This window comes from Burkholderia sp. Bp9142, assembly GCF_003853415.1.
Lineage (GTDB): Bacteria > Pseudomonadota > Gammaproteobacteria > Burkholderiales > Burkholderiaceae > Burkholderia.
Window position 1 is genome coordinate 191,237 of the sequence record NZ_QTPP01000010.1, and the last position, 25,784, is coordinate 217,020.

Below are 25,784 nucleotides of genomic sequence, written 5' to 3' on the forward strand. Positions count from 1 at the left end.
TTCCCTGCTTCAGTCCAGCCACACGCCGTCGAACCGGTGTCCACCGAGCGGGGAGAACGCCAGCCCGTGCACACGCTTCGAGACGGGCAGCGACACGATCGAGGTCGCGATCGGCGTGAACGGCACCTGATCCTTGAACACGACCTGCGCCTGCTCGTAAAGCGACGTGCGTTTCGCGACGTCCGCGTTCGTGCGCGCCGCACTGACGAGCCGCTCGAAATCCGCGTTGCACCACTTCGCGAGATTGCTGCCGTGCACCGCATCGCAGCCGAGCAGCGTGCCGAGCCAGTTGTCGGGGTCGCCGTTGTCGCCCGACCAGCCGTACAGGATCGCGTCGTGCTGCCCGTCATGCTTCGCGCGGCGGTTGTACTCGCCCCACTCGTAGCTGACGATCTTCGCGCGCACGCCGATCTTCGCCCAGTCCTGCTGGATCAGTTGCGCCATCAGTTGCGCGTTCGGGTTGTACGGGCGCTGCACCGGCATCGCCCACAGCGTCAGGTCGAAACCGTTCGGGAATCCCGCGCGCGCCAGCAGCGCCTTCGCGGCGGCCGGATCGCGCGGCGAGTCCTTCAGGCGCGGGTTGTACGACCATTGCGCGGGCGGCATCGGGTTCGTCGCGAGCGTCGCGTCGCCGTTGAACACGGTCTTGATGATCGCCGTCTTGTCGATCGCGATATCGAGCGCGCGCCGCACGTCGACGCGATCGAGCGGCGGATGCTGCGTGTTGTACGCGACGAAGCCGACGTTGAAGCCCGTCGCCGAAAACAGCGTCAGCTTCGGATCGCGCCGCACCGTCTCGAGATCGGCCGGCCGCGGGAACACCGACACCTGGCACTCGCCGGCCGTGAGCTTCTGCAGGCGCGCGGCCGGATCGGGCGTGATCGCGAACACGAGATGCGCGAGCTTCGCGTCGTCCGGCTTCCAGTAGTCGGGGTTCGCGTCATAGCGGATCACCGCGTCCTTCTGGTACGCACGCAGCTGGAACGGCCCCGTGCCGACCGGGAGCTGATTGATGTCGGCCTCGCGATGGCGTGCCGCCAGCTGCGACGCATATTCGGCCGACAGGATCGACGCGAACGCCATCGCGAGATTGCGCACGAACACGACGTCGGGCGACTTCAGCACGAAGCGCACGGTGTCGTCGTCGACCTTTTCGATACGCTCGATGTTGCGGTCGAAACCGAGATCGCTGAAGTACGGGAAGCTGACCGGATAGGCCTTGCGGAACGGGTCGTCGGGATCGAGCATCCGGCGGAACGTAAAGACGACGTCGTCCGCCTGGAACGGGCGCGTCGGCTTGAACCACGCGGTCGTCTGGAACTTCACGCCGCGCCGCAGGTGGAACGTATGGACGCGCTGGTCGGACGACACGTCCCAGCTCGTCGCGAGCGACGGAACGAGATCGAGCGTGCCGCGCCTGAACTGCACGAGCCCGTTGTAGATCGTGTACGTGCTCGCATCGAAATCGGTGCTGGTCGTATGCTGGCCCGGATCGAAGCCGGCCGGGCTGCCTTCGCTGCAGTACACGAGCGTCTTGCCGGCCGGCGCGGCGAACGCGTGCGTGAGCGCGCCGGCGAGCAGCAGCGACGCGGCCATGCCGCGCAACGCCACGACGCCGACGGAAGTGCGCCGCGCACGATGCGCGGCGGATGAGACAAGTGGAATCTTCATGGTGGCGGTCAGGAAAGGACTGTGATGCGAATGACGACCGCCGATCTTCGCGCGCCGCCCGCCGATCGCTTACCAATTAATTCCGCGTTGCTTATCGCGGCCGATGCATCCCGCTGCCGTCGCATCGAAATGTCCATGCGAGCAGCGGGGACATGCCGGCGAACACCGCCGCGGCGGCCCGCCCTGCATCGCGCATCGACGCCCACCGCCGCGCGTCGCCTTCCGGCCCCCTGCAGGTCCTCCGGAATTGGCGCATCGTATCGGTTGGCCGACGCCGGCACCGGTGCGCGGGATCCGCCCGGCGCGCACGCACCGGCACCGCGCGCCTGCCGGCGCGCTGCCCCTTCCTGGAGGACCCACGATGTCGATCAGCCCCGATACACCCTCTCGTCCGGTGAAGTCGCCGGGCCCCGATCATCCGATCACGATCGAACCGCACCCGTCGCGCGTCGTGGTGAAGGTGGCCGGCAAGACCGTCGCCGATACGCGCCGCGCGCTGGCGCTGCGCGAGGCCAGCTATCCGGCCGTGTTCTACATTCCGCGCGAAGACGCCGACATGTCGCTGCTGCAACGCACCGACCATGCGACGTACTGCCCGTACAAGGGCGATTGCGCGTACTACTCGATCGCCGCCGGCGGCGCACGCTCGACCAACGCGGTGTGGACGTACGAGCATCCGAACCTGGCCGTCGAATCGATTCGCGCGCACCTCGCGTTCTATCCGGACCGCGTCGACTCGATCGACGAAAGCCCGCTCGGCACCGATTGAGCGCGGCGGCACCCTGCCGCCCCGTCGTTCGCGTATCGCCCGGCCGCTGATTTGCATATGCGGATTCGTTGGTTGGCCGCCGGCCCGCGCGGCCGTATCGTCGTGAATCCGGCGCGGGCCGGCCGCGCGCGTCGCCCGCATCCGGCTGCGTCCTGCGCCGATCGCGCCGCAAGCCCGCGCGCCCCGTGAACCCGCCAGCAGGACGCCTCGATGAACGACACACCGCACGCAGACCTTGAAACGACCCCGGCAAACCCGCGCCGCCGCCAGTGGCTGCACGGCGCGGCCGCCGGACTGGCCGGGCTCGCGCTCGGCCCGCTCGCGGGCCTGCCCGCGCTGGCCCAGGGCAGCGACAAGCGACTGCGCATCGGCTTCCAGAAGTACGGCAATTTCGTCGTGCTCAAGGCGCGCGGCACGCTCGAGAAGCGGCTCGCGAGCCAGGGCGTGACGGTGCAATGGCTCGAGTTCCCGGCCGGCCCGCAATTGCTCGAGGGGCTGAACGCCGGCGCAATCGACGTCGGCACGGTCGGCGAGACCCCGCCGATCTTCGCGCAGGCCGCGGGCGTCGATTTCGTCTATATCGGCAACGAACCGCCCGCGCCGCACGGCGAGGCGATCGTCGTGCTGCCCGATTCACCGATCCGCACCGTCGCGCAGCTGCGCGGCAAGAAGGTCGCGCTCAACAAGGGTTCGAACGTCCACTACCTGCTCGTGAAGGCGCTCGAACATGCGGGGCTCACGTATGCCGACATCCAGCCGATCTACCTGACGCCCGCCGATGCGCGCGCCGCGTTCGTGCAGCGCAGCGTCGATGCGTGGGTGATCTGGGATCCGTACCTGGCGGCCGCCGAACGGCAACTCGGCGCGCGCGTGGTCGCGAACGGCGACGGGCTCGTGCGCAACACGCAGTACTACCTCGCCGCGCGCAAGTATGCGGCCGCGCAGCCGCAGGTGCTGCGCGCGCTGCTCGACGAAGTCGACGCGGTCGATCGCTGGGGACGCGACCATGTTCCGGAAGTCGCCGCGCAACTGTCGCCGCTCGTCGGCCTCGACGCGCCGACGCTCGAAGTCGCGCTCAAGCGGACCGGCTACGGCGTGCAGCCGATCACCGATGCGACGCTCGCGTATCAGCAGAACATCGCCGACGCGTTCAGCACGCTGAAGCTGATTCCCGGCAAGGTGACGGTCGCCGACGCGCGCTGACATGCCGCCGATGCGGCACCGTTACGGCGAACCCGTCGCACCGATCCGCTGCCACTCGTCGTAATCGGTGACGAGGCCCGCATCGTCGAGCGCGATATCGGCCGCATACGTGCCGCTCTCGTAGCGGTACACGCGCTCCGCCGTGCGCGCATAGCGCTGCTCGCCGCGCACGAGCTCGAACGCCGGGAAACGCAGCCAGGCGGTGTGGATGACGGCCGACGCGCCGACTTCAAGCCCGAGACGCCGGATCGGCAACGTATTGGTCGACGGACTGAAGCCGAGATCGATGTCGGTCGCACCCGCAAGGGCCGGCGCGTCGACGCCGTCGACCGTCCAGCGTCCCGCGTCGCGTTCGATCGCGAGTTGCCGGGGCGGCGCCGCGCCGAGCCAGTGCGTCACGCGCACCGAGCGCGTCAGCCAGTCGGTGCCGCACGCGATCGCATAGTCGACGCGAAACGGCGTGCCGTCGATCGCGCCCGCGACCGTCCCCGACAGGTCGATGCCCGCGCGCGTCTCGACGAGCCGGCACCATTCGGCTGCCTGCCAGGTTTGCACGATCTGCCATGCGACGCATCGCGCGCGCGCCGCTTCGTCCCGTTGCGTCATGTCGTCTCCTGTCGAGGTCGGCGGCAACTCGTTGCTCGTGCACCGGTATCGGTACTTCGACGGCGAACCCGAATCGACCTGCAAGGATTGCGATCCGAAACAGCAGCGGCCGGTTACGGCACACCGTTGACCGTTGCACGGTCACGCGCGCCGCGTCACCATGCGCGGCGATAGATCGCCAGCGCGTCGCCTTCCGTCACCTCACGCGGATTGTTCACGAGCAGGCGCGTCTGCAACATCGCATCCGACGCCATCCTCGGCAGGTCGCCCTCGCCGATGCCGACCTCGCGCAACGTGCGTGGAATACCCGTCGCTACGATCAGGCGATCGATCTCGTCGATCAGCGCCTGCGCCCGCGCTTCGTCGCTGCCCGTCGCCGACGGCGCGACGATGGCCGCGAGCTCCGCATATAGCGGTGCGGCGGCCGGCGCGTTGAAGCGCAACACATGCGGCAGCACGAGCGCATTGGACAACCCGTGCGGCACGTGGAAAATCCCGCCGACCGGATAGGCCAGCGCATGCACGGCCGCGACCGGCGCATTCGCGAATGCCTGGCCGGCGAACATCGCGCCGACCAGCATCGCCTCGCGCGCGTGGCGATCGGTGCCGTCGTCGCATGCCTTCAGCAGGTTGCGCGACAGCAGCGTCAATGCCTGCACGGCCAGCATGTCGGACACCGGATTCTTCAGCCGCGCCGACGTATAGGCCTCGATCGCATGCACCATCGCGTCGATGCCCGTCGCGGCCGTTGCCGCGCGCGGCAGCCCGAGCGTCAGTTCGGCGTCGAGGATCGCGACGTCCGCGAACAGATGCGGCGACACGACACCCATCTTGCGCGCCTCGCCGACCGTGACGATCGACACGGCCGTCACTTCGGAGCCGGTGCCGGCCGTCGTCGGCATCTGCACGAGCGGCAACCGCGACGTTGTCACCTTGTCGACGCCGTACATGTCGGCCAGCGCCTGGCACCCCGGCGCGAGCGCCGCGATCAGCTTCGCGACGTCCATCGACGAACCGCCGCCGAGGCCGAGCACGAGTTCGGCGTCGGCCGCCACGGCCCGCGCGGTCGCGTCGAGCACCACATGCTCGGGTGGATCGGCGACGACGTCGTCGATCACGGTCACCTGCCAGCCGTGCGCGGCGAGGCTCTCCAGCGCGGGCGCGAGCACGCCGCTGCGATGCAGGAACGCGTCGGTGACGACACACAGCCGCGCGAGCGCCGGAAAGCGTTCGCGCATCATCGCGCCGAGCCGGCGCGCGGCGCCGAATTCGACGATCTGCGTCGGAACGGTACGGAATTGAAACGGGTTCATCGGGTGCCTCCCGGTGGCGTCGCCGTGCCGGTGTCCGGCTGCACCATGTAGCGCGTCACGTCGCGGCGATCGAGCAACGGAATGATCGTGCCGACACCGATCCGCTGGAAATGCGGCGTTTCCCGATGCGCGTCGAGGCCGTCGGCATCGCGGTAGCGCTCGAGGATCACGATGTGGTCGGGGTCGACCGGCGACCGGAAGTACGCGTAGTCGAGGTTCTTCGGCTCGGCGCGCGTGGCCGGCGCGAGTTCCGCGAGCAGTTCGATCACGCGGTCGCCGTTGCCGTGTGTCGCGAAGTAATGCGCGATGACCTGCAGGTAAGGTTCGTTCATGCTGCGCTCCGTATTCGCCGGTGGCCCGTCCAGGCGGGTCGTCATTCCATGATGCACGGTCGCTGTCGATACCGCTCATCGAACGTGGCGGTTGGCTGCCCGACACGGCGCCGACACCTCGACGTCGCATTGTATTGAATCGGCGCGGCGTGCGCAGCGCGCCGCGCGCGCTGACGAACCGGTGCGGCGCCGCGCGTTCGGCGCCCCGATCCGGCAGCGCTTTCCCGAATCCCGCCTATCGCGTCGCGCCCGGGCAGCGCCGGCGGGGCCTTCGGCTAAAATGCCGCACTTTCCACCTTGTCCGGCCCGCTCGCCATGCAACCCGCCTCCCCCGCCCGATCCGCCTCCCACGGCGCTCACGACGCAGATTCGTCGCACGACCTCGTCTATGGCCCCAATGACCGGCCCGCGCCGATGGTCGCCTTCGTCGCCGCGCTGCAGCACCTGCTGGCGATCATCGTGCCGATCGTCACGCCCGGCCTGCTGATCTGCCAGGCGCTCGGTGTATCGAGCCGGGACACGACGCTGATCGTGTCGATGTCGCTGGTGATCTCCGGCATCGCGACCTTCGTGCAGTGCAAGCGCTTCGGCCCGCTCGGCGCCGGCCTCCTGATCGTGCAGGGCACCAGCTTCAACTTCGTCGGCCCGCTGATCGCCGGCGGCAGCGTGATGGTCAAGCAGGGCACGCCGGTCGAGACCGTGATGGCGGCGATCTTCGGTGTCGTGATCGCCGGCTCGTTCGTCGAGATGGGCGTGTCGCGCATCCTGCCGTTCGTGAAGCGCCTGATCACGCCGCTCGTCACCGGCATCGTCGTGCTGCTGATCGGCCTCACGCTGATCAAGGTCGGCCTCATCAGCATGGGTGGCGGCTACGGCGCGATGGCCAACGGCACGTTCGCGAGCGCGCAGAACCTGACGCTGTCGTGCCTCGTGCTCGGCACGATCATCCTGCTGAACCGCGTGCCGATCGTGTGGGTGCGCAGCACCGCGCTCGTGATCGCGCTCGTGATCGGCTATGCCGCGGCCGCGGTGCTCGGCCGCCTCGACTTCACCGGCGTGCACCAGGCCGCGCTGTTCCAGGTCCCGACGCCGCTGCACTTCGGCATCGGCTTCTCGTGGTCGCTGTTCGTGCCGATGCTGATCATCTACCTCGTCACGTCGCTCGAAGCGATCGGCGACGTCACGGCCACCAGCAAGATCTCGAAGGAGCCGGTCGAAGGGCCGGTGTGGATGCAGCGGATCAAGAGCGGCGTGCTCGTGAACGGCGCGAACTCGCTGCTGGCCGGCGTGTTCAACACGTTCCCGAGCTCCGTGTTCGCGCAGAACAACGGCGTGATCCAGATCACCGGCGTCGCGAGCCGCTACGTCGGCATCTGGATCGCGGGCATGCTCGTGGTGCTCGGCCTGTTCCCGGTGGTCGCCGGCGCGCTGCAGGCCGTGCCGGAGCCCGTGCTCGGCGGTGCGGCCATGGTGATGTTCGGCGCGGTGGCCGCATCGGGCATCAACATCCTGTCCGGCATCCAGCTCGATCGCCGCGCGCTGCTGATCATCGCGGTGTCGCTCGCGCTCGGCCTCGGCGTGTCGCAGGTGCCGGACATCCTGAACAGCCTGCCGCATGCACTGAAGAACGTGCTGGAATCGGGCGTCGCGACGGGCGGCATCTGCGCGCTCGTGATGAACTGGTTCTTGCCGGAACAGAAGTAACGCTACGGACTCCATGACGACGCGATCCGGCCCGCGGGCCGCGTCGCGCTCGACGCCCCCGACTTGGCCGGGCACCCGACACTCGCTGGAATCGGGTCATGCCTCAAGCCCCCGTCTCCACGAATACGCCGGAAGCCAATGCCGTCCCCATCAAGGAACGGGCAACCGTCGTCTGCCACCGCGAAGAACAGGTCTCGCTCGTTGCGCGCGCATCGTCGCGCTGGGCGCTGCCCGGCGGCACGATCAAGCGCGGCGAAGCGCCGCTCGAGGCCGCGCACCGGGAACTGCAGGAAGAGACCGGCATCACCGGCCAGCATCTCGTCTATTCGATGCAGTTCACCGGGCTTGCAAAGGCGCATCACGTGTTCTTCGCCGAAGTCGGCCCGGACTAAACACCTAGACGCCGCAAGCGAGCAACGAGATCGCGAAGTGCTCGTGGTTTCGCATCGACAGCGTCGATGAACTGCGCGCGAGCATCCCGACGAAACGCATCGTCGAGCTCGTCTACCGGCACGAACGCCTCAAGTAGGTAGACACCCCACCCCCACCGGCTCGCACGGGCCGATATGATGCGCCCACGGTCCGTCGCCGCGTTCCCTTCCGAGCGAGCTGCAGATGAACAGTGCGTACACCTACCGCGGATACACCATCGACGTCCGCTGCGAATTCCGGCTCGATCCGCCGCGCGGCCATGTGCCGCCACCCGACACGCTGCGGTTCGGGTTCGTCGCGGTCGTGCAGGTGCGCACGGCCGGCCGCGCGCCGCGTCTGCTTGCACCGGTCCGTCTCGCGGACGATGGCGGCCGCCTGTTCGACGACACCCTCGACGCGTTGCGCGCAGGCCAGGCGGCCGGCGAAATCATCGTCGACGATCTATTGGTCGATGCGGGTCCGCCCGAAGGGCGAGCGCATTCCTGAGCCGTCGGTCGGCCCGGAACGTTCTGCCCGGATCATCGGCGCTCAGTGCGCGCGCCTTCTTCGTAGTTCGTGCGTGGAATAGACGACGAGGAAGATACCGAGCATCGCGACACCCGATGCCATGAAGTCGTTTGCGGTCCCCGCGCCGTGCAGCGCTTTCGGGAAGATGCCGAGGCTCAGTCCTGCGGCAGCGAGGAGCAAGCCTGCCGCCACACCCCAGACCGGTCCGGTGGTCTTTTCATTTGTGTTTTTCATACAGCACCCGTCTACAGTCGTTGCCTGAACGGTGTCGGCGCATGGCGCCGCATCTACCGCCCGAGCTTCGACTATAGCGAGGAAACAAATGAAACGGATTCGGTGCTTTTACCGATCAAGTTTTTTTGCGGCCGCAATCGCGCGGCGTCGCGCGCGCCAGGATTCATCAGATGAATGGAGGATATTCGGTCGCCGCAAGCAGCTTTCCCGGCCGTCGCATCGCCAATCGCAATCGACCGGCAACAGCCCTTACGCTCCGACGCACAATTTACGGTTCGTTTCAAAGCTGCCCACACCATGTGCACTCCCGGCCGCTATGCTTCGTTGCACCCACAATCACATCGGAGGGGGATAAAACAATGAAGAACAATTTCTGGAAGGCCGCACTCTGTGCAGCCATGGTGCCGTTTGCGCTGACAGGCTGTGGCGGCGGTGACGATGGCGGCAGCGTGCAGACAGGCACCTTGCATGTCGCGATGACGGACGCGCCGTCATGCGGATTCGATCATGTCTACGTGACCGTCTCGCAGGTCCGCGTCAATGCGAATGCGAATGCTTCCGATAACGATGCCGGCTGGTCGACGATCACGCTGGCGACACCGCAGAAGATCGACCTGCTGTCGCTCACCAACGGCGTGCTCGCCGATATCGGACAGACCGCGCTGCCGGCCGGCCAGTATCAGCAGATCCGTCTCGTGCTCGCGCAGAACCAGGGCAACACCCTCGCGAACTCGGTCGTCCCGACCGGCGGCACGGAACAGGCGCTCGTGACGCCGAGCGCAACGCAAAGCGGCTACAAGATCATCCGGCCGTTCACGGTGCAACCGAACACGCTCGTCGACCTCGTGCTCGACTTCAACGCGTGCAAGTCGATCGTCCAGCGCGGCAACGGCACGTATGCGCTGAAGCCGGTCGTCACCGCGATCCCGACCGTCGTGAGCGGCGCGATCTCCGGCTATGTCGCATCGGCCGAAGCCGGCGCGACCGTGTATGCGGAACAAGGCGGCAAGGTGGTTCGCGGCACGGTGGCCGACAGTTCGGGCAAGTTCGTGCTGTCGCCGCTGATCCAGAGCTCGACGCAAGGCAACTATGATGTCGTGATCGTGCAGAACAATTTCGCGTCGGGCATCGTGCGCTCGGTTCCGGTCGTGGTGAACACGACCACGGCGGTTTCGGCGTCGACCGCCCCGATCGCGCTGCCGGCATCGACGATGAGCACGGTCAGCGGCACGGTGACGGCAAGCGCCGACGCGTTCGTGCGTGCATTGCAGACCGTCGATGCAAACGCGTACGAAATCACGTCGATCAACGCGAACCTGGATACGGGCGCCTATGCGCTCAACGTGCCCACGGCCGCGCCGATCGTCGGTACGTACTCGGGCTCGCTGCCGGTCGCGCTGGCCGCGTCGCCGGCTGCCGCGGCACAATATACGATCGAGGCGGACGCAGCGTCGGGCGCAACGCAATCGACGAACGTCAACGCAACGACCAGCCAGTCGAACGTCAATTTCAGCTTCTGACGCGTCGGCAGCATCAACGAAAGGGCCGCACGGCCCTTTCCTCAATAACGGGAGAACGAAGTGAAGAAAGGGGTTATCGCATTGCTCGCCGCGGCGAGCGTGGTCGGCGCGCTCAGCGGGTGCGTCGCGTACGTTCCGGGTCCGCCGGTCGTCATCGCACCGCAGGGCGGGCCGGGGAACGGATTCTGCCCGCCCGGACAGGCGAAGAAAGGCAATTGCTGATTGCACGAGGCCCGCGGAAAGCGGGCTTTTTCATGGCGCCTGCATCGACTACTTTCTCCGGCACGAGATTGCTCCGGGCGCTGAAGCCAGCGCATCGAGCATCTGGAGCCAGGCCAGCCCGATGTTGACACGGTCGAGATACGCCGCGAAAAAGCAGAAAAAGCACAGCGTCAACAAGCGTGGTTGCCTTGCGGTACAACCCGTCGAGGCCGACCTCTCCGGTCGCGCCAAGGTGCGAATTGAAACGGCGGAATCGGTCGTATCGGGATACTCAACTGAAGACGAGTCTGGCGGCACCTGGCCTTGCGTCTTTCCCCCATGCGCGTCGAAGAGCGCGTCCGCACTTTTCGCGCGCGCATCATCACGCACGCCTTCCCCGATGGACCAGCGATTCGTTGTTACCGCTGAAATGAAATGGTCAACGCTCAGGCTTGTCTGGATAACGCCGTACCGACATACGGCCCGCAGCGTTCGATCGCCACGCGAACCGTCTCTTCCGGCGGCCGTTCCCACCAATCCAGCTCGGAGAAGATTTCCAGCTCGAACGGCCCGGCATAGTCGATATCGTCCAGCCATCCCTTGATACGCGGAATATCGACAACACCGTCGCCGACCATGCCGCGATCGCGCAGATTTCGCGTCGGCACGAGCCAGTCGCAATAGTGAAAGGTGACGATGCGCTTCGGTCCCGCGCGGCGAAGTTCAGCTTCGAAGGCCGGATCCCACCAACAGTGGTAAACGTCGGGCACGAGCCCGGCACCCTCACCGAGTTCGTCACAGAGATCGTTGGCAAGCTTGATCGAGTTCAGTACGCTGCGGTCACCGGCGTACATCGGATGCAGCGGCTCGAGGCCGAGCTTGACGCCGACTTCACGCGCATGCGGCAACAACGTGAACAACGCGTCGCGCACGCGGGCGCGTTGGCCCTGTATGTCCTTGCTGTCCGGCGGCATCCCGCCGACCACCATCATCAGGCACGCCGCGCCGATTTCCGCGGCGGCATCGAGCAGGCGCCGGTTCGTTTCGATCGCCGCCGCCATGCTCTTTTCGACGCTGACGTTGAGCCATTCGCTCGTGCACAGCGACGGCACCCACATCTCCAGCTGCCGCAGATGCTTGCGTGTTTGCGCGACGCCATACTCTTCCAGAAACCGCCGCCAGACCGCAATGCCGCTGATCCCCTGACGCTTGTATCCTTCGAGTGCTTCCGGCAGGGTCCATTTGGGCGTCGTGATTTGATTGATCGCGAACCGCGAAAGGTCGTAACTCATGCGTCTGCTTTCTCCATGGGTTCTTCCGTACGGATGCGCGAGTACTCGTGCAATCAACGGTATTTCAGCCCATGCTCACGCGCTGAAATTGCGCACGACATGTACACGCCGTGATACCTGTACAGGCGGCAGGAACTGCACACTTGGAAAGCGGGTAGGTGCCCAGTCAGCGGCCGATGGAATCCGCGAGAAAGTTGAACAGACGGTCGAAATTGCAATGCGCGACGTTGAACCTCAGCCAGCTCGTCTTGACGCGGCCGGCAAAGAACAGGTGTCCGGGCGCCAACAAGATATTCTGCTGCTCCGCCAGCTCGGCCAGCCGCGAGGAGTCCGTATCGTCACCGGCCGGTTTCGCCCAGACGAACATCCCTGAACGCGGCTCGCAGAACACGTCCATGCCGCTCGCCTCCAGCCGCCTGCACGTCCTTTCCTGCGCCGCGGCCAGTCGATCCCGCAATTGTTCCGTCTGCTTTCGGTAGTGCCCTTCCGACAAAACCGCACTGACGAGACGCTCGGTGACGGTCGGTGTCGACATGCCGGACACCAGCTTCTGATAAAGGAGCGCTTCGATGACATCGTGATCGGCAACGACGAAGCCGACACGCAACCCCGCCCCGATGGTCTTGGAAAAACTGCCGACATAGATCACGTTGCGCAGCTGATCCATCGATGCGAGCGTGAAATGTGCGCCTTGCACGAGATCGGCCGACACGTCGTCTTCGACGATCAGGCAATCGTGTCGCTCCGCAAGCTTGAGCACCTTGTAGGCCGCCGACGAGCTGTAGCTCGCTCCGGTCGGATTGTGCAACCGGGTGTTCGTGAAGTAGAGCTTCGGGTGACGTGCGTCGAGCGCGGCTTCCATTGCCGCGACGTCCGGCCCAGTGGGCGTCATCGGAATACCGATGGTTTCGACATCGCGCATCCGCAGTGCGACCAGCAAGTCGCTGTAGCAAGGCTCGTCCACCATGACGACGTCGCCGGCCTGCGTGAATTGACGAATCACGAGATCGAGCGCCTGGTTTGCGCCCAGCGTCGTCATGATGCCGCCGACGTCGGTTTCGATTTCGTATTCGGCCAATTGACGCACGATTTGTTCGCGAAGCCGATCGAAGCCCCGCGCATGTCCGTAGCCCAGCAGATGCTCGGGGTGCGCCGCGAGTTGCCGGAGCGACCTCGCCATCCCTTCGCTGTCGAACCACGTTTCGGGAAGCCAGCCTGCACCTGCATGAATGGCCCCTTCGGTTGCACCGAGAAAATTGCGCACCAGCCATCCGTTCGTAACCTTCTCGTCGAGTTTTTCCGTCGCTTTCCGGGGCACGCCCAGACGCCGTTCCGAGACATAGAAGCCAGACCCGCGACGCGCCACCAGGACACCTTGCGCAACGAGGCGATCGTAGGCCTCCACCACGGTAAAGGTGGATACGCCATGTGCCCCGGCGAATGCGCGGATGCTCGGCACGCGCGCACCCGGCCGCCAGCGCTTTTCGTCGACCTCCCGGATGATGCCCGCCACGATCTGCATGGTGAGCGACATCTCGGAACCAGGATCCAGGGAAAGAACGGGCTTCATAAAAATGACTCGCAACAAGAGACATGCGTATAGGCCATGGAGCCTGTACAGCGATCCGCCAGTACGGACAAGTGTACATGTATCTGTGCAGGGTGTTTGCCTAAATTGCCCTTACGTCATCGCTGCATGCGTTCGGCGAGACGGCAATCCTTCACAGATACCCGTATGAAGAAAATACGAAATTCCGCAGAGCTTCTCTCTCAGGGCGCCGTCGAATCCCGGCGCATCGTTCTGGAAATCGCCGACCGTACGCTCCAGCGTCTGGACGGCTACCAGCGCATTCGAAGCATCATGCGCGTCGATGGCGACATACTGCATATCGGTACGCGCTCCTGGGATTTGTCGAAAAAGCGAAACGTGTATCTGGTCGGTGCGGGCAAGGCCTGCAATCACATGGCGATGGCGGTCGACCACGTGCTCGGAGACCGGCTGACCCATGGCATTGCCATCGTGAAGATCCACGAGGAATCGGATCGCTTCAATAAAACGGAAGTGTTCGTCGGTGGCCATCCGCTGCCAAACGAGGAAGGCCATCGCGCGTCGCGAAAGATCATCGAACTGGTCGATCAGGCCGGGCCCGACGATCTGTTCATCGCGGTGATCAGTGGCGGCAGCTCCGCGCTCATGTCATGCCCGATCGACGGCATCACGCTGCAGGACGAAATCGACACGACCGACGTGCTGCTCAAGTCCGGGGCGGGCATCTATGAAATCAACGCGGTGCGCCGGCACATTTCCGCGCTCAACGGTGGCATGTTGGCGAAGCGCATTCAGGCCGTGGGCGCAGAGCTGATCGGCTTCGGCATCAGCGATGCGGTCGGCTCCCCGGCAACCGGCGATATCGCCGTGCCGTACGCGGCTTACAAGAGCACGCCGATCGGACCCGACATGACCACGCTCGACGATGCGCGAGCGACCATCGTCAATCGCAACGTTGCAGACCGTCTGCCGAAGAGCGTCGTCGACTACCTGATGAATGCGGGCCCCGAGGCGGAGACGCCCAAGGCGTTTCCCGACAACACGTATTTCCTGCTCAATACGTTGCCGGATTCCTGCATCTACGCCAAGGAGGCATGCGAGGAAATGGGCCTTCCGGCGATGATCGTCTCCTCCTTCCTTGAAGGCGAGAGCCGCGACGCCGGAACATTCCTTGCGTCGATGGCTCGCGAAATCCAGAGCTACGGCAATCCCGTCAAGCCGCCTTGCGTGCTGCTCAGCTCAGGCGAAGTCACGACGCACATCAGCGATAACAGCACCATCAAAGGACATGGCGGCCCGGGTCAAGAGATGACGGTCAGTTTCGCCATCACGGCGGAAAAGACGCAGGGCACATGCCTGCTTTCGATCGACAGCGAAGGCACCGACGGAACCGCGAAGGTCGCCGGCGGCATCACGGATTCGAGCAGTTTCAAGGCGGCTGCGAAAAAAGGCATCAGTCTTTATCAGGCCTTGCGCGAGCATAGCTGCTTTGAAGCGCTCTCCTCGATCGATTCAGCCGTCTTCACGGGTAACACCGGGACCAATCTGTGTGATCTGAACATTCTCTACGTCCCTGCTCTCAAGGAGGGCGCGTGATGGAAGACAGAATTACCTCCGTTCGCGCGCAGCAGATCATCGACTGCAAATGCCGTCCCGCCGTCGAAGTCGAAATTCAAACCGAAAGTGGCGCCATCGGTCGAGGCGCGGCGCCAACGGGAACGTCGGTCGGCATGCATGAATCGTTCGTCCTGCGCGACGGTGATCCCTCGACTTACAAAGGGCTCAGCGTGCACAAGGCCGTCGATCATGCGGTGAACGTCATAGGCCCGGCGCTGATAGGCATGAACGTGTTCGACCAACGCGCCATCGACGAGAGAATGATCGTGCTCGACGGCACGCCGGACAAGCATCGACTCGGCGGTAACACGATCTATTCAGCTTCCATCGCGGTGTTTCGAGCGGCGGCTGCCGCACGCGCCATTCCGCTTTACGAGCACATTGCGGGCCGAGAAATCCGGACCGTTCCCGTGCCCTGCTTCAACGTGATCAATGGCGGCCGCTACGAAGGCTTTACCCAGGCGTTCAACGAGTTCCTCATCGTCCCCTACGGCACGAATAGCATCGACTATTCGATCGAAATGGCGGTCACGGTGTTCCAGAAGCTCGCGGATGTACTGACCGGCTATCTCGGAAAAAAGCCACAGGTCGCCAGTTCCTATGGCTACGCCGCGCCATCCGACGATCCTGAAGTAATCCTCACGCTGATGCAGAAAGCGATTGATGCATGCGGCTTCACGGACCGGATCGCGTTCGCGCTGGATTGCGCGTCGAGCGAAATGTACGACAAGCAAACCGGCCGCTACCTGCTGAAGGGAAACCAGGTTTCGTCGAGTGAGATGGTCGCGTACGCGAAATCCCTGACCGGGAAATTCAACCTCGTCTTCATCGAAGATCTGCTCGACGAAAACGACTGGACGGGCTACAGCCACGCGACGAAGGAACTGACGCGCACGATCGTGCTGGGCGACGACCTCACGGTGACCAATCTCGAACTGCTTCGAAAGGCCCACGAAACACGAGCCGTTGACGGCTTCGTGCTCAAGCCCAATCAGGTCGGCACGATCACCGAGGCCATGGACGCCTATCGGTTCGCTCAGGCACACGGAATGATCGCGGTGCCGTCGGGCCGCTCGGGCGGCGTGGTGGATGACGTGGTGATGGACTTTTCTGTTGGTCTCGAAGTGCCGTTCCAGAAGAACGGCGCACCGCGTTCGGGTGAGCGCATCGAAAAACTCAACTTCCTGATGCGGGCCAATGCGCGCAGTCCCGCTTGCCGTCTTTACGACATCTCGCCATTACTCCGGTTCTGACGCGACATGGAACCGCTTTTCGAACCGAAACATCTCTACTGTTGAAGAAGGACTATCCATGTATCCGAAGATCGATTTTCTCTATCTTTCCGAGCCCGACATGATCGAGGCCGGCGTCCTCGACGCCGCGCATTGCGTCTCCGTCTGCGAAGAGACGTTCAGCCTGCTCGGCAAAGGCGACTACCTGATGGGCGGCGCCAATCATAACAACCACGGCATGAACATCGTGTTCCCGAAAGAGACGAAGTTCCCCAACATGCCGGTGGCGGGTCCGGACCGCCGCTTTGCCGCAATGCCCGGTTATCTCGGCGGACGTTTCGATGTGTGCGGAAACAAGTGGTACGGCTCGAATCACGCGAATGCACAGAAGGACCTACCGCGTTCGATCCTCACCATGATGATCAACGACAAGGACACGGGCGCGCCGCTCGCCCTCATGTCCGCGAACCTGCTGAGCGCGGCGCGTACGGGTGCTGTTCCAGGTGTCGCCGCCAAGTATCTGGTCAACCAGGATGCGAAGACGGCATCGGTGATCGGCTGTGGTCCGATCAACAAGGCGTGCTTCACCGCGATCATGAGCCAGCTCGGCGCGATCGAGCAGGTCGTGTGCTTCGATGTATTCATCGACAAGGCGAACGAATTCGCGCGTTGGGTGGAGGAGAAATATGGCATTGCCGCGATCGGTGTCGACGATGCCGAAACGGGCTTTCGCGGTGCGGACGTGATTACCGTTGCCGCGTCGCGCCTCAAACCGCTTTATTTCAAGGACGAATGGATCAAGGAAGGGGCAACGATTCTCGTGTCCGGGCCGTTCAATACCGACGAATCCTTCCTGACCAACTGCAAGATCATCTACGATCACACGCCTTTGCAGGAAGCATACGTCGAGGATGCCATTGCTTCGGGCAACAAGGAAGGCTATTACAACGGCGTGATCGGCGGCCCGTTTTATCGGCTGATCGATGCGGGAAAACTGCCGGCACTTGCAGATTCGACGGGTCTCGGAGATGTGGTCAACGGAGACAAACCGGGGCGCGAAAACACCAAAGAGCGTGTCATCTTCATTGCCTGCGGCATGGCAGTGTTCGACATCAGCTGGGGCTTCGAGATGGTTGAAAATGCCCGGAAGAAAGGCATTGGTCAATCGTTGAATCTGTGGGAGAAGCCGGCCGGGCTCTGATGTTTGAATGCGCTGGGCCCCGGCTGTGCCTGGGTCAAAAAAACGGTCGCCCCATGCCGGAACGATTCGGTCATGGGGCGACCGTTTTTTCAAAGGGACACCCGATGCATCGGGTGTCCTCAGGATCAGACGCCCGCCTTCGAGAACTCGGACAGATCGAAACCCTGCGCGTAAGGTTGCGTGTCGTCGACGTAATGCTCGCCGCGACCGGTGATATAGGCGCGCCCTTCCACACTCGGATAAACCGCCTCAAGACCGCTCTCCAGCCGCGTCTGCGATTCCACACGACCGATGAAGCGACTGAGGATCAGACTCTCGTGACGGTATTCCTCGCCCACCGACAGCAGCCCGCGTGCGAACCGCTGAGCGACCCGCGCGGACGTTCCCGTGCCGCACGGCGACCGGTCGATAATCAGATCACCTGCAATCACGACCGCGCGTGCATGGGAGTCACTGGCCACGGCGCGCCCCGTCCACATGCAGTGCTTGACGCCACGAATCTGCGGATTGTCCGGATGCACCACGTCGAGCGCATGGTTTACCCGTTTTTGAACCTCCCGGCCCATCTCGAGCAATTGCTCCGGCGTGAAATGTTCGCAACCGGGGAAATTCTCCTGCACCTCGACGATGGGATAGAAGTTGCCGCCGTATGCGATATCGACTTTGAGTTTGCCGAGTCGAGACACTTCGATTTCAACGTCCTTGTGAAGCAGGAAGCTCGGCACATTCGTGAACCGTACCGATTCGACCTTGTCGCCGTTCATCACGTACCTGGCTGTCACCTGACCGGCGGGAACGTCGACCACCACTTGACCCGGCGTCTTTGGCTTGATCAGACCGGTTTCGAGCGCAAAGGTGACGGATCCGATCGTCGCATGCCCACACATCGGCAAGCATCCCGAGGTCTCGATGTACAGGAGACTGAAATCGGCACTGGCGCTCACGGGCGGATAGAAAATGGTGCCCGACATTTGCCCATGTCCGCGCGGCTCCAGCATCAACGCGCGGCGGATCCAGTCGTACTTCTCGACGAAAAAAAGACGACGGTGATTCATCGTCGCACCCTGCAACTCCGGGCCGCCGCTCACCACCATGCGCACCGGCATGCCTTCGGTATGACCTTCAATGCATGAAAAGGTATGCTTTGTCATTGACGTTTCCTGGAAAAACCAAACAACGGAACCGTGAATCATCGGCTTGAATATGATCGACCTTCTAGTCGCGACCCGCCATGGATCCACTGCTAAAAAAAACCCGTGCCGAGACACGGGCGAATACCCCCTTGGTTTACCTTCTTCGCCCTCTCTCACGCATGATGTGGCACGAGGTCACGCAATTCGGGCGGAAAGAGCATGTCGCGAGCGATTGAATCGTCGCGTCGCAAGAACTCGGCCGCATGGTTCAACCCGAAAAACTCGAGAAACAACGGCGATTGCAGGATCAGCATGTCGAAACCGGGAAGCACGGTGTTTCCCTTGGACATGGCCGCCTTCAGGAATGGGGTGGGCTGGTTCTTCATGAGGATGTCGCACACGACAGCCGAGCTTTCGATCCGCTCCGGCGCCGTGGGCAGCGGATCATCGGCCCTGAGGCCGAGCGGCGTGGCGTTGATGACCACCTCGAAGCCGCGAGGATCGTTCGTACTCTGCGCCGAGACCGGAATGCCGTAGCGCTCGCCGACCGAGCGCGCCAGACTTTGCGCTTTCGCCTCGTCGACATCGTAAATCGCGATGCGAGCCGCGTGGCCCTCCGCGAGCGCCGCGGCGATTGCGCTGGCCGCGCCGCCTGCGCCGATCAACAATACCGCCTTGCCACGGTACGCCATCGCGTAACGGTCCATCGACTTCGCGAAGCCGGTGCCGTCGAACAAGTCGCCTTCCAGCCCACCATCATCGCCCCGTCTGATCGCATTCACGGCGTTGGCGGTCATTGCCCCGTTCGAGAGGCGGTCGACGATACCCGCTGCCGCATTCTTGTGCGGAATCGACAGCACCATGCCGCCTGTCGTCTTCGACTTGAACAGCGATCGGATCGTGCTTTCCAGGTTGGCCGGCTCGACGTGCAGCGGAACCATCACCGCATCGAGATCGCACAGGGGAAACACCTTGTTGAAGATTTCCGGGGTTCTGACCTGCTCGATTGGATCCGCCACCATGAAAAGAACATTCGTCTTTCCAGTAATCATGTTCTGCTTCAATTTCCACTCCTGATCTGCATGCCGTTCCCTGAATACGAGATCTCATGGACCCCGCGCTAAAGGTTCAGAATCCTTCGCCCCACGTATCGCTCAACATGAATCCTGCGCTCAGCGGATCGTCGGGATCCACACCAATCTGTTCGATGCTGTAGATCCACGCGCGCCCCTGAATACGCGGTAGTACCGCAGGCCGCCCGCCCATCTCGGTTCGCCCTAGCATCTCGACCTTGAACTCGCTTCCGATGGTCGATATCGACTTCAATTGCGAGCCGACGTCGACCTTGCCGCGCGCCGCGAGTGTCGCGAGGTTGGCCGAGCTTCCCGTTCCGCACGGCGACCGGTCCACGCGTCCAGGCGGCAAGGTCGTGCACGTCTGATATTCCGTGTCCGACACACGGTTGCGGAACATCACGTAGGCCAGCTGGTTGATCTGCGGATACAGAGGATGCTGAAGCTTCACTTGCTCATTGATGACCGCGCGGAGCTTGACCCCGAGATCGGCGAGCTGACGAGCGTTCTGCGGTGCGATCGTGAGGCCGACCTGTTCGACGTCGACGAGCGCGTAATAGACGCCGCCAAAGGCCACGTCGACGGATATCGTGCCGAACGCTTCCGTCTCGACGGCGAGGTCGAGGTGTTCGACGAACGCGGGAACCATGTCCAGAGACACGCCGATGCATCGCCCGTCCTTGCACGCCGCGCGAGCAGTGACGAGTCCCGCCGGCGTATCCAGCACAACCGTCGTTTCCGGTTCCTGCATCTCCACCATGCCCAGTTCAAGCAACGCCGTGACCACGCAAATGGAATTGCTGCCCGACATCGGATGCGCCTTGTCCGACTGAAGCACGATGAAACCTGCATGTGCCTCCGGACGCGTCGGAGCCAGAAGCAGATTCACCGACATCTGCAGACATCCGCGAGGTTCGAACACGACAAGCCTCCGAATGCTGTCGTCGACTTCGTTGATGTAGTTCATCTTGTCGAGCATGGTCTTGCCGGGAATGTCGACCACGCCTCCCGTAATAACCTTGCCGATTTCGCCTTCGCAATGAACGCCAACCAGCTGCAAGCTTTTCTTCCAGCGCATGATTCAGTTTCCCATCCTTGTTGATCACCTGTGCATGAGGGCCCTGCCGAGACAAGCCGCTCGCTTATCTGAACCGTCGTGCGCTGAAGGGCGCGAGGTCCTGCTTCGGCGTTCGGCCGCACGCGAGATCCGCAATGAGCCGTCCGGTGGTTGCCCCGAGCGTCAAACCGAGCTGCCCGTGACCGAGCGCCAGCAGAACATTCGGAAGCCGTGCCGAGCGGTCGATAATCGGTTTGGTGTCCGGCAGGAACGGCCGATAGCCCACTCCGAATTCGTGTCTTGCTGCGTTCAACTCAGGCAGAACTTTCTTGGCCTTGGCCAGGATGATTTCCGCGCGCTTGAAATTCGGCTTCGCGTTACGCCCTGCAAATTCGATCGTTCCGCCAATCTGAAGCCCACGAAGCATCGGCGTGAAGCAGAATCCGCCGTCCGCGTAGATGACGGAATGCTTGAGCTCGACTTCCGGTTCCGGAACCAGTACCTGATAACCGGCGACGCCCTCCAGGGGCGCGCTCACGCCGAGTTGGGAGAAAAAGCGCCGGGAACCCGCTCCGGCCGCGACGACGAGATGTTCGGCCTGCACGCTCTCGCCGCTCTCGAGCGTCACGCCGGTGGCGCGACCTGCCTCCTCGTTGATTCGGACCACGACGCTCTGTACGCGGCGGCCACCGTTGGCCACGAAGTGATCCGTCAGCGCTTGCAGAAATCGTTCCGTGTCACTGACAAACCGCCATTGCGGAAGCAGCAGGCCATGTGAGAAGCGCCCCTTCAACGCAGGCTCGAGATCGTCGATCTCCGCGCGGCCGATGATCTGCGTGTCGAACCCCAACGACTTCCTGAGCTCGATATGCGGACGTTCGTGCTCGATGCCCGCGGCGCTGTCAAACACTTCGAGAATCGGCCGTTGGCCGATCAGCGCATCGTCATCGATGGCGTCGAGCAATGTTGCGTAGTCCGCGAAGACGTCGGTCGTGAGGGATGCCATCGCGGTTGCAATCTCGACGATCTTCGAGGGTCGCGCACACGACAGGAAACGCACGAACCACGGCACGATTCCCGGCAATGCTCCGGGCCGCAGCGCGAGCGGCCCTGTTTGATCGAGCAGCCATCCCGGCACCTTGAGGAGAATGCCCGGCTTCGACAAGGGAATGATCTCGCCGACGGAAATCTGGCCGCAACTCCACTTTGCCGTGCTGTCGCCCGGTGGCGCGGGATCGACAAGCGTGACCTTGAAGCCGCTTCGCTGAAGATACAGCGCACAGCAGGTGCCGACGATTCCGCCACCGATGACGGCCGCCTGCCGTGGCGATGCAGCAGCTACGTCCGGGGCCGGGTATTGCTCGCGAGGTACCGAATTCATCTTTGATGTCGTCCGTGGCTCAGGTAGAACGCATTGTTCCGTGTACTCAATACGCAAAACGCCGCAGGAATCTCGATTCCACTACGCCGACCAACCGCGTCAAGGGGAAAGCGACGGCGAAGTAGATGATTCCAACGGTGGTCAAGAATTCGAGGGGCCGCGCCGTGGCGTTCGAAGCGCTCTGGCCGACATACATCAGATCGGCCACGCCCACGGACGATACGAGTGCGCTCTCCTTGAACAGGCTGATGATGTTCGACAGCAGCGGCGGCACTGCGCGCAGCAAAGCCTGCGGAAAAATGACATGTACAACCTTCACCTGAGGCGTCAGCCCGAGCGCGATGCATGCGTCATGTTGCTCCGACGAGATCGATTTGAGTGCGCCGCGAAACGTCTCGCTGGTGATCGCCGTCATGTAGAACGTCAACGAGATGATGACTGAAAGGTACGGCGGAACCGGCAAATGAAACACGACCGGGAAGCAGAAGAAGACCCAGAATAGCTGGATCAGCAGCGGCGTACCCCGGAAGAACTCCACATACAAGGCCGTCAGTGCCTTGACCCATCGGGAGGGCGACATCCTCAACAGACTCAGCGCGAAGCCGAGCAGGCTGCCCAGCACCGCACAACCGCTCGTAAAGGCGATGGTAAGCGCGAGGCCTTTGAGCAATACCAGCCAGTAGGATGCGACAACAGAGAGATCGATGCTCATTCCTTTCTCCTCAACGCTGCACAGCCGCATCTTGCCGGCGCTCGATCACATGGACCAAACGCGAGATCGGCAACGAAAGCGCGAAGTAGATGAGCGCCACGACCGAATACGTTTCAAGCGGGCGATATGCTTCCGTCGCGAGACTCTTCGCGACATACATCAGATCCGCCACCGCGACGATCGCAACCAGTGCGCTCTGCTGCAAGGTGCCGATCCCGTTGGTCATCAGCACCGGAAGCGCACTGCGCAAGGCCTGCGGCAGGACCACGAACAGCGTGCGCTGCCAAGGCCTGAGGCCCAGCGCGACACAGGCATCGAGATGTTCCTTGGGCACGGCCTGGACGCCCGCGCGATATGCCTCCGCATTGAACGCCGTCAGATTCAGCCCGAGCGCGAGAACGCCCATCGCAACCGGGTCAATGAAGACGTCGACCATCATGGGAATGCAGTAGAAGAACCACACGATCTGCAGCAAAGCAGGCGTGCAGCGAAAGAATTCGATGAAGAGCTGCGCGGGCCAGCGGATGATGTGCCAGCGGCTCATGACCATCAGGCAGAGGACGAAACCCAGTACGAGCCCCATCACGTTCGCTGCCAGCGCCAGCTCGATCGTGACCTTCAGGCCCTTGAGCAGCGCGTCGAAGCTTCCGTGAAGAAACCCGAAATCGAATTGATAGCGCATGTCGATCTCTCAATCCAGATGAAGGACTTTCTCGAGGAATTCGCGCGTGCGCGGTTCCTTCGGGCATTTGAAAATCTCTGACGGCGCGCCCTGCTCGACCACCTTGCCGCTCGCGCAGAAAACCACTCGCGTTGCGATGTCCCGTGCGAAATGCATGTCATGCGTCACGATGATCATCGCCATCTTCTGCTCGGCAAGCTGGAGCATCACGTTCTGTACTTCGATCACCATCTCGGGATCGAGTGCGGAAGTAACTTCGTCGAAGAGCATGAGCTTGGGCTCCAGCATCAGCGCACGCGCGATCGCGACGCGCTGCTTCTGGCCGCCGGAGAGCTGGCTCGGGTAAGCGTTGAGCTTGCTTTCGAGGCCGAGACGCGCGAGGTACAGCCGTGCGCGTTCCGATGCTTCTGCTTTCGACATCCCGCACACCTTGACGGGTGCCAGGATCAGATTCCCCAACACCGACAGATGCGGAAACAGCGTGTAGTGCTGAAACACCATGCCGATCTGCTTTTGCAGCTTCGGATCGATCCGCTTCGAGCCGCCGACATCGGCACCGCGAATGTACGGCTTGCCCTGAAACGAAATCTCGCCGCCCTGAACACCTTCGAGCCCCATCAGCACACGGAGAAGCGAGCTTTTTCCGCTACCGCTCGGCCCGATCACGACGAGCCGGTCATCGGCGCGCATATCGAGGCTCATGCGGTCCATGACGACGAGGTTCTCGCCATAAGACTTGTACACATTCCTCAACTGTACAAAGTCGCCCGACGCTGCTGACAGAGACGAGAGGTTCGCCGGACTGGTCGGGTGCACCATCGACGATGCGTGTGTCTGGGATAGAAACATGAGGACTTTCTCCAGCAGAGCGCAACGCTGGCGCTCGCGACTTCATTCAAATGGGCAGAACGTGCCGTTACGCCACGCATCGCCGCGCGAACCGATGACGGAACTGCGGATTCGCAATTCCGTCAACACGACCGTGGATCACTTCGTATTGGCGATCGTCTCTTTTACAGATGCGTCGACGTATGCATTCACGGTCCCCGCTTGCTTCTGCCTTTCGATAAACTGGTTGAGCACCGCAACATCAGCTGCCGGCGTGTCCTTGCGAATGCCGAAGCAAATCCCCTGCGGCGCGAGAAGCGGATTCGGCTTGAATGCCTCGGCCCAGTCCGGATGAGCACGCGTGAGCAACAGGTTCGTCATGCTGTCGTCGGCCAGCAGATCCGCGCGCTTGGACATCAGCGCCAGGCGCGTTTCATCGAAGCCCGGCAGGCGCATGATCGTTGCCTGCTTGAGCACGGCAGAGATGGCCTTGTCCTGGGCCGTACCCGACATCACGGTAACAGTCATGCCCGGCTTGTCGATATCCGCAATGGACTTGATTGGCTTCGTGACTTTCGGGTTGTTCTTGTTGAATGCAAACGTCACGCTGTAATCCACAACCGGTTCGGTGAACGAGATGGCCTTCCTGCGCTCGGGCGTGTCGTTCAACGAAAGCGAGACATCCCACTTGTCCGACTGCAGGCCTGCGACGATGTTGTCCCAGGTGGTGTCCACGTATTCGACCCTGACTTTCAAAACCTTTTCCGCGAAGTCACGGCAGAGGTTCGGAAACACGCCGCTATACGTGTTCGTTTTCGGGTCCTTCATCGTGTACGGAGGCGAAGTCGCAATGCCGCACCGAAGCACACCAGCCTTTTTAACGCTCTGCCACGTCGCATCGGCTTGCGCATGCGCGGTAACGGGAGTCGTTGCAAGGGCACCCAATGCAGTCGCACAGATCATTACGCGACCGAGTAAGCGGGACATCTGGAACATGATCGACCTCTGACTGAGAAGAAAAGAAGATGAAGCGAACGTTCAAAACGACGAGTGTTTATGCATCACGTAAGTTCGAAGACCCCCTCAAGCTCGACGGCAACGTTTCGCGGTAGCGAGATGCAACCAACTGCGGCGCGAGTATGTCGACCAATATCACCCAGCACCGCGACGACGAGATCGGATGCACCGTTGATCACCTTGGGATGCTCGGTGAAATCCTCGGTCGCGTTAACGAACCCTCCCAGTCGCACGCATCCGGCCAGTCGGCTCAGGTCTCCTTCCAGCGCACGATCGACTTGAGCGAGCAGATTCACCGCGCACAGGCGGGCAGCCGCCTGACCGTCTTCAATCGTCACGTCACGCCCGAGCTTGCCGACGTATTGGTCCACGCCATCACGCACGGGTACCTGCCCTGATACGTAAAGAAGATTGCCGACTCGCTTGACAGGAAGGAAATTCGCACCAGGCTTGGGTGCGGTCTGGGGCAGATCGATACCCAGTGCGCTCAAGCGCTCTTTCAGGCTTTGACTCATCTG

Annotated in this window: 24 protein-coding genes and 1 pseudogene; 9 read left to right on the forward strand and 16 right to left on the reverse strand. The window is 62.9% G+C overall.

The window, feature by feature from the left end; translation table 11 throughout:
• Positions 1-9: 9 nt before the first annotated feature.
• Complete coding sequence (locus tag DIE22_RS14230; protein ID WP_124500844.1) at positions 10-1,671, reverse strand: ABC transporter substrate-binding protein; 1,662 nt, start codon at positions 1,669-1,671, stop codon at positions 10-12.
• 361 nt (positions 1,672-2,032) lie between these two features.
• Here DIE22_RS14230 and DIE22_RS14235 point away from each other — a divergent pair, with 361 nt between their 5' ends.
• Positions 2,033-2,440 (forward strand): DUF427 domain-containing protein, encoded by a 408-nt coding sequence (locus tag DIE22_RS14235; RefSeq protein ID WP_124500845.1) that lies wholly within the window; start codon positions 2,033-2,035, stop codon positions 2,438-2,440.
• 210 nt (positions 2,441-2,650) lie between these two features.
• The gene (locus DIE22_RS14240) at positions 2,651-3,643 is read left to right on the forward strand and encodes a sulfonate ABC transporter substrate-binding protein (RefSeq protein ID WP_124500846.1); all 993 of its coding nucleotides are present in this window, start codon (positions 2,651-2,653) and stop codon (positions 3,641-3,643) included.
• A gap of 21 nt (positions 3,644-3,664) precedes the next feature.
• On the opposite strand, the gene DIE22_RS14245 is transcribed toward DIE22_RS14240, so the two are convergent.
• From DIE22_RS14245 to DIE22_RS14255, 3 genes are all read right to left on the reverse strand, one after another.
• Positions 3,665-4,249: a putative glycolipid-binding domain-containing protein gene (locus DIE22_RS14245; RefSeq protein ID WP_124500847.1), complete on the reverse strand. Its 585-nt coding sequence runs from the start codon at positions 4,247-4,249 to the stop codon at positions 3,665-3,667.
• Between the two features lie 155 nt (positions 4,250-4,404).
• On the reverse strand, positions 4,405-5,562 hold the full coding sequence (locus DIE22_RS14250; protein ID WP_124605348.1) for an iron-containing alcohol dehydrogenase: 1,158 nt from the start codon (positions 5,560-5,562) through the stop codon (positions 4,405-4,407).
• Complete coding sequence (locus DIE22_RS14255) at positions 5,559-5,894, reverse strand: putative quinol monooxygenase (RefSeq protein ID WP_124605349.1); 336 nt, start codon at positions 5,892-5,894, stop codon at positions 5,559-5,561. The genes DIE22_RS14250 and DIE22_RS14255 overlap by 4 nt, the downstream gene beginning before the upstream one ends.
• Before the next feature lie 315 nt (positions 5,895-6,209).
• Here DIE22_RS14255 and DIE22_RS14265 point away from each other — a divergent pair, with 315 nt between their 5' ends.
• The 3 genes and pseudogenes from DIE22_RS14265 to DIE22_RS14275 all read left to right on the forward strand — a co-directional run bounded on the left by DIE22_RS14265 (position 6,210) and on the right by DIE22_RS14275 (position 8,516).
• Complete coding sequence (locus DIE22_RS14265) at positions 6,210-7,598, forward strand: nucleobase:cation symporter-2 family protein (RefSeq protein ID WP_124605350.1); 1,389 nt, start codon at positions 6,210-6,212, stop codon at positions 7,596-7,598.
• Positions 7,599-7,696: 98 nt separating this feature from the next.
• Positions 7,697-8,127, forward strand: a pseudogene (locus DIE22_RS14270) (NUDIX hydrolase).
• An 86-nt stretch (positions 8,128-8,213) separates the two neighbouring features.
• Positions 8,214-8,516 (forward strand): hydrogenase maturation factor, encoded by a 303-nt coding sequence (locus DIE22_RS14275; protein WP_124605351.1) that lies wholly within the window; start codon positions 8,214-8,216, stop codon positions 8,514-8,516.
• Positions 8,517-8,558: 42 nt separating this feature from the next.
• Here the strand turns inward: DIE22_RS14275 and DIE22_RS14280 are convergent, their stop codons facing one another.
• Positions 8,559-8,771: a hypothetical protein gene (locus tag DIE22_RS14280; protein ID WP_124500853.1), complete on the reverse strand. Its 213-nt coding sequence runs from the start codon at positions 8,769-8,771 to the stop codon at positions 8,559-8,561.
• Positions 8,772-9,130: 359 nt separating this feature from the next.
• Between DIE22_RS14280 and DIE22_RS14285 the strand changes: the two genes are divergently transcribed.
• Entirely contained in the window at positions 9,131-10,291 is a 1,161-nt protein-coding gene (locus DIE22_RS14285; protein ID WP_124605352.1) for a DUF4382 domain-containing protein, read from the forward strand.
• Between the two features lie 647 nt (positions 10,292-10,938).
• Here the strand turns inward: DIE22_RS14285 and DIE22_RS14300 are convergent.
• Together DIE22_RS14300 and DIE22_RS14305 are read right to left on the reverse strand one after the other, a co-directional pair.
• The gene (locus DIE22_RS14300; protein ID WP_124500857.1) at positions 10,939-11,784 is read right to left on the reverse strand and encodes a sugar phosphate isomerase/epimerase; all 846 of its coding nucleotides are present in this window, start codon (positions 11,782-11,784) and stop codon (positions 10,939-10,941) included.
• Between the two features lie 166 nt (positions 11,785-11,950).
• Positions 11,951-13,354 carry a PLP-dependent aminotransferase family protein gene (locus DIE22_RS14305; protein WP_124500858.1) on the reverse strand — a complete coding sequence of 468 codons (1,404 nt, stop codon included), beginning with the start codon at positions 13,352-13,354 and terminating at the stop codon, positions 11,951-11,953.
• A 165-nt stretch (positions 13,355-13,519) separates the two neighbouring features.
• Here DIE22_RS14305 and DIE22_RS14310 point away from each other — a divergent pair, with 165 nt between their 5' ends.
• The 3 genes from DIE22_RS14310 to DIE22_RS14320 are packed head-to-tail and all read left to right on the forward strand — an operon-like array spanning position 13,520 to position 17,383.
• On the forward strand, positions 13,520-14,929 hold the full coding sequence (locus DIE22_RS14310) for a glycerate kinase (RefSeq protein ID WP_124605354.1): 1,410 nt from the start codon (positions 13,520-13,522) through the stop codon (positions 14,927-14,929).
• Complete coding sequence (locus DIE22_RS14315) at positions 14,929-16,203, forward strand: phosphopyruvate hydratase (RefSeq protein ID WP_124500860.1); 1,275 nt, start codon at positions 14,929-14,931, stop codon at positions 16,201-16,203. The genes DIE22_RS14310 and DIE22_RS14315 overlap by 1 nt, the downstream gene beginning before the upstream one ends.
• 58 nt (positions 16,204-16,261) lie before the next feature.
• Complete coding sequence (locus tag DIE22_RS14320) at positions 16,262-17,383, forward strand: tyramine oxidase subunit B (protein ID WP_124500861.1); 1,122 nt, start codon at positions 16,262-16,264, stop codon at positions 17,381-17,383.
• Between the two features lie 125 nt (positions 17,384-17,508).
• Here DIE22_RS14320 and DIE22_RS14325 read toward each other — a convergent pair whose 3' ends face one another.
• From DIE22_RS14325 to DIE22_RS14365, 9 genes are all read right to left on the reverse strand, one after another.
• The gene (locus DIE22_RS14325; RefSeq protein ID WP_124605355.1) at positions 17,509-18,534 is read right to left on the reverse strand and encodes a 4-hydroxyproline epimerase; all 1,026 of its coding nucleotides are present in this window, start codon (positions 18,532-18,534) and stop codon (positions 17,509-17,511) included.
• Between the two features lie 155 nt (positions 18,535-18,689).
• Positions 18,690-19,580, reverse strand: coding sequence for a shikimate dehydrogenase family protein (locus tag DIE22_RS14330; RefSeq protein ID WP_260426669.1), 891 nt, complete (start codon positions 19,578-19,580; stop codon positions 18,690-18,692).
• Between the two features lie 64 nt (positions 19,581-19,644).
• Positions 19,645-20,667, reverse strand: a complete 1,023-nt coding sequence (locus DIE22_RS14335) for a proline racemase family protein (protein ID WP_124500863.1) — start codon at positions 20,665-20,667, stop codon at positions 19,645-19,647.
• A gap of 64 nt (positions 20,668-20,731) precedes the next feature.
• Positions 20,732-22,027 (reverse strand): FAD-binding oxidoreductase, encoded by a 1,296-nt coding sequence (locus DIE22_RS14340; RefSeq protein ID WP_124500864.1) that lies wholly within the window; start codon positions 22,025-22,027, stop codon positions 20,732-20,734.
• Positions 22,028-22,073: 46 nt separating this feature from the next.
• Positions 22,074-22,739: an amino acid ABC transporter permease gene (locus tag DIE22_RS14345; protein ID WP_124500865.1), complete on the reverse strand. Its 666-nt coding sequence runs from the start codon at positions 22,737-22,739 to the stop codon at positions 22,074-22,076.
• Positions 22,740-22,749: 10 nt separating this feature from the next.
• Positions 22,750-23,421, reverse strand: a complete 672-nt coding sequence (locus tag DIE22_RS14350; protein WP_124500866.1) for an amino acid ABC transporter permease — start codon at positions 23,419-23,421, stop codon at positions 22,750-22,752.
• A 9-nt stretch (positions 23,422-23,430) separates the two neighbouring features.
• Positions 23,431-24,270 (reverse strand): amino acid ABC transporter ATP-binding protein, encoded by an 840-nt coding sequence (locus tag DIE22_RS14355; RefSeq protein ID WP_124605356.1) that lies wholly within the window; start codon positions 24,268-24,270, stop codon positions 23,431-23,433.
• A 138-nt stretch (positions 24,271-24,408) separates the two neighbouring features.
• Complete coding sequence (locus DIE22_RS14360; protein WP_124500868.1) at positions 24,409-25,245, reverse strand: substrate-binding periplasmic protein; 837 nt, start codon at positions 25,243-25,245, stop codon at positions 24,409-24,411.
• 65 nt (positions 25,246-25,310) lie between these two features.
• The gene (locus DIE22_RS14365; RefSeq protein WP_124500869.1) at positions 25,311-25,781 is read right to left on the reverse strand and encodes a RidA family protein; all 471 of its coding nucleotides are present in this window, start codon (positions 25,779-25,781) and stop codon (positions 25,311-25,313) included.
• Positions 25,782-25,784: the final 3 nt, after the last annotated feature.